8 protein-coding genes are annotated in these 7,335 nt (G+C 72.4%); 3 read left to right on the top strand and 5 right to left on the bottom strand.

Annotated elements, in window-relative coordinates; genetic code table 11:
- The first annotated feature begins 86 nt into the window (after positions 1-86).
- Together ACWDA7_RS48625 and ACWDA7_RS48620 are read left to right on the top strand one after the other, a co-directional pair.
- A complete protein-coding gene (locus ACWDA7_RS48625) occupies positions 87-929 on the top strand; it encodes a MurR/RpiR family transcriptional regulator (RefSeq protein ID WP_450614093.1) in 843 nt (280 codons plus the stop codon).
- 116 nt (positions 930-1,045) lie between these two features.
- Positions 1,046-1,639: a hypothetical protein gene (locus ACWDA7_RS48620; RefSeq protein ID WP_450614091.1), complete on the top strand. Its 594-nt coding sequence runs from the start codon at positions 1,046-1,048 to the stop codon at positions 1,637-1,639.
- A gap of 21 nt (positions 1,640-1,660) precedes the next feature.
- Here ACWDA7_RS48620 and ACWDA7_RS48615 read toward each other — a convergent pair whose 3' ends face one another.
- The 5 genes from ACWDA7_RS48615 to ACWDA7_RS48595 form a co-directional block, all read right to left on the bottom strand.
- The gene (locus tag ACWDA7_RS48615; RefSeq protein WP_450614089.1) at positions 1,661-2,035 is read right to left on the bottom strand and encodes a hypothetical protein; all 375 of its coding nucleotides are present in this window, start codon (positions 2,033-2,035) and stop codon (positions 1,661-1,663) included.
- Between the two features lie 16 nt (positions 2,036-2,051).
- Positions 2,052-2,567 carry a roadblock/LC7 domain-containing protein gene (locus tag ACWDA7_RS48610; protein ID WP_450614087.1) on the bottom strand — a complete coding sequence of 172 codons (516 nt, stop codon included), beginning with the start codon at positions 2,565-2,567 and terminating at the stop codon, positions 2,052-2,054.
- A gap of 40 nt (positions 2,568-2,607) precedes the next feature.
- Positions 2,608-3,417: a transcriptional regulator gene (locus ACWDA7_RS48605; protein WP_450614085.1), complete on the bottom strand. Its 810-nt coding sequence runs from the start codon at positions 3,415-3,417 to the stop codon at positions 2,608-2,610.
- A gap of 11 nt (positions 3,418-3,428) precedes the next feature.
- Positions 3,429-3,824, bottom strand: a complete 396-nt coding sequence (locus tag ACWDA7_RS48600; RefSeq protein ID WP_359409416.1) for a hypothetical protein — start codon at positions 3,822-3,824, stop codon at positions 3,429-3,431.
- A 232-nt stretch (positions 3,825-4,056) separates the two neighbouring features.
- Positions 4,057-5,478 (bottom strand): diaminopimelate decarboxylase, encoded by a 1,422-nt coding sequence (locus ACWDA7_RS48595; protein WP_450614083.1) that lies wholly within the window; start codon positions 5,476-5,478, stop codon positions 4,057-4,059.
- Between the two features lie 146 nt (positions 5,479-5,624).
- Here ACWDA7_RS48595 and hutU point away from each other — a divergent pair, with 146 nt between their 5' ends.
- Positions 5,625-7,289 (top strand): urocanate hydratase, encoded by a 1,665-nt coding sequence (hutU, locus tag ACWDA7_RS48590; RefSeq protein ID WP_450614081.1) that lies wholly within the window; start codon positions 5,625-5,627, stop codon positions 7,287-7,289.
- Positions 7,290-7,335: the final 46 nt, after the last annotated feature.

Below are 7,335 nucleotides of genomic sequence, written 5' to 3'. Positions count from 1 at the left end.
CTGGCCGACCGGCCGCTCACCGACGACGTCACGGCGGCGGCGCACCTGCTCGACCGGTTCACCGATATCTGGAGGGGGAGCACGCCATGAGCGTGACCGACAGTCCGGCCGCACGGCTGCAAGCGCTCTTCGAGGGGCACCGGCTCACGCCGACCCAGCGGCGCATCGCGCACAGCATGGTGCGGCGGGCCGCCGACGTGCCGTTCCTGTCGAGCGTGGAGCTGGCCGAACTCGCCGGGGTCAGCCAGCCGTCCGTCACCCGCTTCGCGGTCGCCCTCGGTTTCGACGGCTACCCGGCGCTGCGCCGGCACCTGCGCGACGTGGCCCCCGCCGAGCAGACGCCGGGACCGGGGTCGTACAACGAGTACCAGCAGGCCGTCGAGGCGGAGATCGAGAACCTGAAGCACCTGGCGGAGGTGCTGGCCGACCCCCGGCCCGTGGAGCAGGCGGGGCGGATCCTCGCCGCCTCGCGCCCGCTGCCCGTCCTCGGACTGCGGGCGGCGGCCTCCCAGGCGTACGGCTTCGCGTACTTCGCGGCGAAGGTGCACCCCGATGTCCGGCTGCTCAACGAGGGCGGCACGATGCTCCAGGACCGCGTCGACGCGGCCGTGCGGGCGGGGGCGAGCGCGCTGCTGTGCTTCGCGCTGCCGCGGCACCCGCGCGAGGTCGTGGACGCGCTCGCCTACGGCAAGGAGGCGGGTCTGACGGTGGTCACCGTCGCCGACTCGGTGTTCGCACCGGTGGCGAAGTTCTCGGACCTGCTGCTGCCCGCCGCGGTCGGCACGGGACTCGCCTTCGACACGGCCTGTGCACCGATGCTGCTCGGCCGGGTGCTGCTCGAGGCGATGTGCGACGACCTGCCGGACGCGCAGGCTCGCCTGGAGGAGTTCGATGTGCAGGCCGCTTCCCGGGGGCTGTTCGTGGAGTAGCCCCCGCTCGATGCCCGACCTCCCTCGAGCGGCGGACTTTTTCAGACTCGTCTCAGTTTCTGTCGTTAGCCTGCCCGAACTGATCCACTTCACCAGGTGAGACGGGAGGCCGGAACGTGGGACGCGGAGGACATGGAGGACAGGGACTGGCCCGGGTGGCCGTCGTCGTGCGAGCCGGGGCCGCGCCGCTGTGCTGGCTCGGGGTGTTCGCGGCCGGCGTCGGCGTGCTCGTGCCGGGAGTGACGGGGCGCCGGATCGGTGTCATGGCCGGAGCCGCGCTGTTCATCGTCGCGACCGCGGCCACCGCGTACAGGCGCCGCAAGCGGTACATGGCCCTCGCCCGCGGTGCCGCCCGCGCCGGCAAGTACGACGTGCTCCAGGACCGGGCGGTCACCGTCCGCGGCTGGCGGCTGGGACACCGCTGGTGGCTGCTCGCCGCCTTCGCCGCCGCACTAGGCAGCTCCTTCGTGGTACCCGCCGCCGGTGGCATGCTGCTCGCCGGAACCGGCGCCGGGCTGTGGCTGAAGGCAGCCTGGCTGGGCCGCCGCGAGCGTGCCGACGACACTCTGCTCTGGGTACGGGTGGACTGGCTCGGCCGCCGTGGCGGCGCGCCCGCGGGCAAGCCGGTCAAGGGCTACCGCGGCACCGGCGTCGCGGCCGGCGACGCGGCCCCGGGCGGGGCGCGCCGCCGTACCGCGGAGCTCGTGTAGCGCGCGGGGCGGCGACCGCGGTCAGACCTCCAGGTCCTCCTCGATCTTCTTCAGCTGGTGGCGGGCCATCGCCAGATTGGCGCGCTTGGCGTCGAGGACGAGGTAGAGGAACAGACCGTTGCCGCCGCGGCCGGTGAGCAGCCGGATCAGGTGGTACTGGTCGCTCAGTGTGATCAGGATGTCCTCGATCTGCCCCTTCAGTCCGAGGTGCTCCATGGTGCGCAGCTTGGCCCGGACGACGTCGGTGTTGCCTGCGGCCGCGACGGTGAGGTCGAAGCTCTTGCTGCCGCCGAGTGTGCCGAGCGCCATGCCGCTGGTGTAGTCGACCAGGGCTACCCCGGTCGCACCCTCGATCGCGGCGAGCGCTTCTTTCAGCGTGGTTTCGGTGTTGGCCATGTGGTGGTGTGTCCTCTCAACTTTCCGTGGTGGCGCGCGCGTTCGCGGCCGATCGAGGGCTCGCGGGGGTGCGCGTGGTGCGGGTCCGCGTAGGTGCGGACCTGGCGGCGGTCTTGGTGGGTGTTCCGATGGCGCGGGAGGGCGCGGGCTCGGTCGGGAGCGCGGCCTCGTCGACCAGTTCGCCGATCCGGGTGCTCGCGCGCCGTCCCTCCAGGTGCAGCCGGCCGACGTTGACCCGGTCCTGGGCCAGCAGCGTGAGCACGGCGCTGCGGCCGGCCGCGTAGGTGGCGACATAGCCGTGGACGCCGCGGACGAGCAGCTCACGGAAGTCGCCCTGGCTCGTCGCGTCGGACAGCCGCATGGCGACGCCCAGCGCGGCCGCGGTCAGCGCGGCGATCCCTTCGGGTTCGACGCCCGGCGCGTCCTGGGCGAGGACGAGTCCGTCGACGCTCGCGGCGAGGGCGCCGGTCAGCTGGGGGATGCGGGCTCTGAGCCGGCGGAGTTCCTCGAGGACCTCGGGCTCCGCGTCCATCAGGGGTCTCCTCTCGGCGGGGCGTTGCCGTTCGATCCGGTCAAAGGGCCTCCAGCGCATCCCTCAGCCTCTTCAGCAACGTGATGTGGGGGTCGACGAAAGGCGGCAAGGACGGCGCGGGCACAGGGGGTGCAACGCCCTGCGCGACCGCGCCGGCGGCGGGCGAGACGACGCCCGCCGCGGCCAGGCGTCGGACGTCGACCAACGTGTGGAACGCGGGGCGGCTCAGCTCTCGTGAGATGTCGGCCGCCGTCCGTACTCCGTCGATGCGGACGAGCACCTTCCCGTGGCGGGGCGTGACCGCCGGGCCCGCGGGGAGGCCGGTGCGGGCGAGGGGCGCCTCGTCCGTCGCCGGGTCGGGCCAGATGCGGTGCAGGAGCTCGCGGCGGCGCAGTGTCTCGCGTTCCAGCGCGGCCACCGGAACCGGGCGGACGGGGCCGAGCCAGTGGCCCTCGCCGTAGCGGAAGCGGGCGGGTGCGCTGCTCGGGCCGAGGACGAAGTACGCCGCGTCGAACAGCGCCCCCAGATGGCACAGCTCCAGGGCGCCCTGGCCGATCCGGCCGCGGTCCACCAGGAACCGGCCCACCAGGCGCTGTGCTCCCGCCTGGGTGACCGCCTCCCGCCAGCCCTCCTCATCGAGCGCGCCGCGCGCGATGAGCAGGGCGTCGAGACCCGGGGTCGCGGGGCTCTCGGCGTACACCACCCGGCCGTCGGACAGATGGAGCATGCCGCCTTCGCGCATCAGCACACCGGTGGCGCGTTCGGCGGCGAGCCGGCTGAGCATGGGCGACAGGCCGCCGCTCGGTATCTGCGTCTGCTGCCGCACGGGCAACGGCGGGGGGGAAGGCATCCTGACCGTCGTCATCCCAGCACCAGCCGCCCTGCCATCTCGCCGAGCCGGATGCGGGCGAGGGCGAGATTGCCCTCCGCGCGAGCCAGCCACAGATGCAGGAAGACGCTGCTGTCGAAGCTGGTCGGGACGAATCTCAGCAGGTGGTAGCTGTCCCGGTTGGCGATGATCAGATCCTCGACCGGGCACGCCTCGTCGGCCCAGTCGGCGTCCTCCGGGGCGAACGCGCGGTGTTCGGCGGCCAGCCGGGCCAGTTCGGCGGCCTCCGCCGCCGTCGTCTCGTGGTCACCGCCGGGTGAGTCCCCGACCGTGCCCAGGGCGAGCCCGCTGATCCAGTCGACCACCGCGGCACCCCGGGCACCGGGCAGTCTCATGGCCTCCAGCAGGCACTCGTCGATTCCGGGCACCGTGGCTCCCCTCCCGCCTCGGGTACGGATGAGTGACGCCGACGTTACGCAACGTGTGCACGAGGAGTGAGTGATCCGGCATTTTCCAGTGGAAAATGCCGCCGGCCGCTAAGGTGGGTCGGCTGTGCCTGCTCACGAGGCTGTTGGGGCAGGTGTGACGCCTGCGCTCTGACGTGTGGATATGCGGACGGGGTGCACGGGCAGGGGCGCCCGCTGGGGGCGCGCGGCGTCCTCAGAGCTCCGTGAGGGTGCCCACGTGCGCTCCGCCCGACTCCGCGACGATCTCCTCGAGCGTCTGCTGCTCCCGGACCACCGCGAAGCGGATCCCGCCGCCCTCGCCCGGCGCATAGCCGTACACGCCCGGCCGGGCCAGGGAGTTGTACGCGTAGTGGTGCGCGAAGTAGTAGGCGCCGGTGTCCAGCGCCGCGGCGTAGTCGCCCTGCTCCAGGAGCGGAAGCGCCTGCGCCTCGGCCAGCAGGTCACCGGAGAAGCACGCCGGTCCCGCCACGTCCTGCACCACGTCGGGCCCCTCCTTCGGGTGCCCTTTCGCGTCGTACGCCCCGATCCGCAGTGGCCAGGACGCCGGCGCGTACACCGTGCGGGTCGCGACCTGCACGCCCGCGTGCGTGATGGCGACGGCCCGGCCGCCCGCGCGCTTGGTGTACTCCACCCGCGCCACCACGGTCCCGTGCTTGGCCAGCAGGGACCGCCCGAACTCCGTGACCAGCCCGTACCGCCCGTCGAACAGCCCGGGCACCGCCTCCGCGAGCAGCCGTGCGTACTGCGCGTACGTCGGCGTCGTCCTGTCCGAGGCGAAGTTGACCGGCAGCCCGCCGCCGATGTCGATCGTGTCGATCTGGCGCCGCCCGACCCTCCGGTTGATCTCCTCGGCGAGCGTGTGGCTCTCCGCTATGCCCCGGGCCATCAGCGAGAGCGGTACGCCCTGCGAACCGGAGTGTGCGTGCAGCCTGGTCAGCCAGGGCCGCTCCGCATAGGCGCGTATCAGCCACTCACGCGCCCCCTCGTCCCGCAGCGCCACCCCGAACTTGGAGGTGGCGGTCGCCGTGGACAGCGCCTCTATCGCACCGCCCCCGATCTGCGGATTCACCCGGATCCCGAGCGGGGAGGACGTCTTCGTCGTGCGGACGAGGGAGTCGATCCGCGCCAGCTCCTGAGGATTGTCCGCGTTCACGGCGATCCCCAGCTCCAGGGCCTGCCGCAGCTCCGCCGGTGTCTTGGCGGGCGCGTCCAGCACGATCCGTTCCGGGGTCATCCCGGCCGCCCTGGCGAGCGCCAGCTCCCCGGGGCTCGCCACCTCGGCGCCGATGCCCGCCTCCCGCAGCAGCCGCAGCACCGGTACGAGCGGGGTCGCCTTCACCGCGAAGGCGTGCAGCACCGGCGTGCCCGGCGGGACCACCGCGTCGAAGGCCGCCCGCAGGGCCGCCGCCGAGTCCCGGATTCCGGCCACGTCCAGCAGTGCGGCGATGGGGGCGTCCGGCCCCAGCAGCCCATGCTCGACGGCGCCGCGTACGGCCTCGTCCCGGCGCGCCACCCGCTCGGCGTCGCCGGGGCGCTCGTCCCCGCCGGCCCGCCGCGTCGCGCTGCCCCTCGGGTCCACCGCGTCCCCCGTCCCCGTGTCACCGTGTGCGGTCATCTCTCCAGCCAAACATCCCCGCCGCCGCCACGCTGACGCAAGAACGTATTGACTAGTTCTATTCAGATGGTCAGGATGTGAATAACTACTGCAACAGCCCGTGCGCGCCCCCCAGCAGCGTGCGGCCGTACCCCAGGAGGCAGACCATGTCAGGACCCCGCCCTGTCCGAGCGCCGCGCGGCACGGAACTGAGCGCCCTGGGATGGCAGCAGGAAGCCGCCCTGCGGATGCTGCAGAACAACCTCGACCCCGAGGTCGCCGAGCACCCCGACAAGCTCGTCGTCTACGGCGGCACCGGCAAGGCCGCGCGTGACTGGCGCTCCTTCGACGCCATGGTCCGCACGCTGAAGGGCCTGAAGCAGGACGAGACGATGCTCGTCCAGTCCGGCCGTCCCGTCGGCGTCATGCAGACCCACGAGTGGGCGCCGCGTGTCCTGCTCGCCAACTCCAACCTCGTCGGCGACTGGGCCAACTGGGAGGAGTTCCGCCGTCTGGAGGCCCTCGGCCTGACCATGTACGGGCAGATGACCGCCGGTTCCTGGATCTACATCGGCACCCAGGGCATCCTCCAGGGCACCTACGAGACGTTCGCCGCCGTCGCCGCGAAGAAGTTCGGCGGCACGCTCGCCGGCACCATCACCCTGACCGCCGGTCTCGGCGGCATGGGCGGTGCCCAGCCGCTCGCCGTCACCATGAACGACGGCGTCGCGATCTGCATCGACTGCGACCCGCGTGCCATCGACCGCCGTATCGAGCACCGGTACCTGGACGTGAAGGCGGACTCCCTGGAGCACGCCCTCCAGCTGGCCGTCGAGGCGCGGGACGCCCGCCGCCCGCTGTCCATCGGCGTCCTCGGCAACGCCGCCGAGCTCGTCCCGCAGCTGCTCGCCATGAGCGCGCCCATCGACATCGTCACCGACCAGACCTCGGCCCACGACCCGCTGGCGTACCTGCCGGTCGGCATCGCGTTCGAGGACATGGCCGACGCCGCCGCCAAGGACCCGTCCGGTTTCACCACGCGCGCCCGTGAGTCGATGGCCAAGCACGTCGAGGCGATGGTCGGCTTCATGGACGCCGGTGCCGAGGTCTTCGACTACGGCAACTCGATCCGCGGCGAGGCCCAACTGGCCGGATACGACCGCGCCTTCGCCTTCCCCGGCTTTGTGCCCGCCTACATCAGGCCGCTGTTCTGCGAGGGCAAGGGCCCCTTCCGCTGGGCGGCGCTGTCCGGTGACCCGGCCGACATCGCGAAGACCGACCGGGCGATCCTCGACCTGTTCCCGGAGAACGAGTCCCTCGCGCGCTGGATCAAGATGGCGGGTGAGCGTGTCCACTTCCAGGGCCTGCCCGCCCGTATCTGCTGGCTCGGCTACGGCGAGCGAGACAAGGCCGGCGAGCGGTTCAACGACATGGTGGCGAGCGGTGAGCTCAGCGCACCGATCGTCATCGGCCGCGACCACCTCGACTGCGGCTCGGTCGCCTCGCCGTACCGCGAGACCGAGGCGATGCTCGACGGCTCGGACGCGATCGCGGACTGGCCGCTGCTGAACGCCATGGTGAACGTGGCGTCGGGCGCCTCCTGGGTGTCCATCCACCACGGTGGCGGCGTCGGCATGGGCCGGTCGATCCACGCCGGTCAGGTGACCGTCGCCGACGGCACGAAGCTCGGCGGCGAGAAGATCCGCCGGGTGCTGACGAACGACCCCGGGATGGGTGTCATCCGGCACGTCGACGCCGGGTACGACATCGCGGAGTCCGTGGCCGGGGAGCGGGGCGTGCGGGTCCCGATGCGCGAAGGTGACGACGCGTGACCTTCCACAGCATGTGGGCGGAGCTGCGGCCGATCGGCCGCAGCTC

The sequence above is a fragment of the Streptomyces sp. NPDC001156 genome (assembly GCF_053598275.1).
The sequence above is the reverse complement of the archived record's forward strand: the minus strand, read 5'-3'. Positions and strand labels throughout refer to the sequence as shown.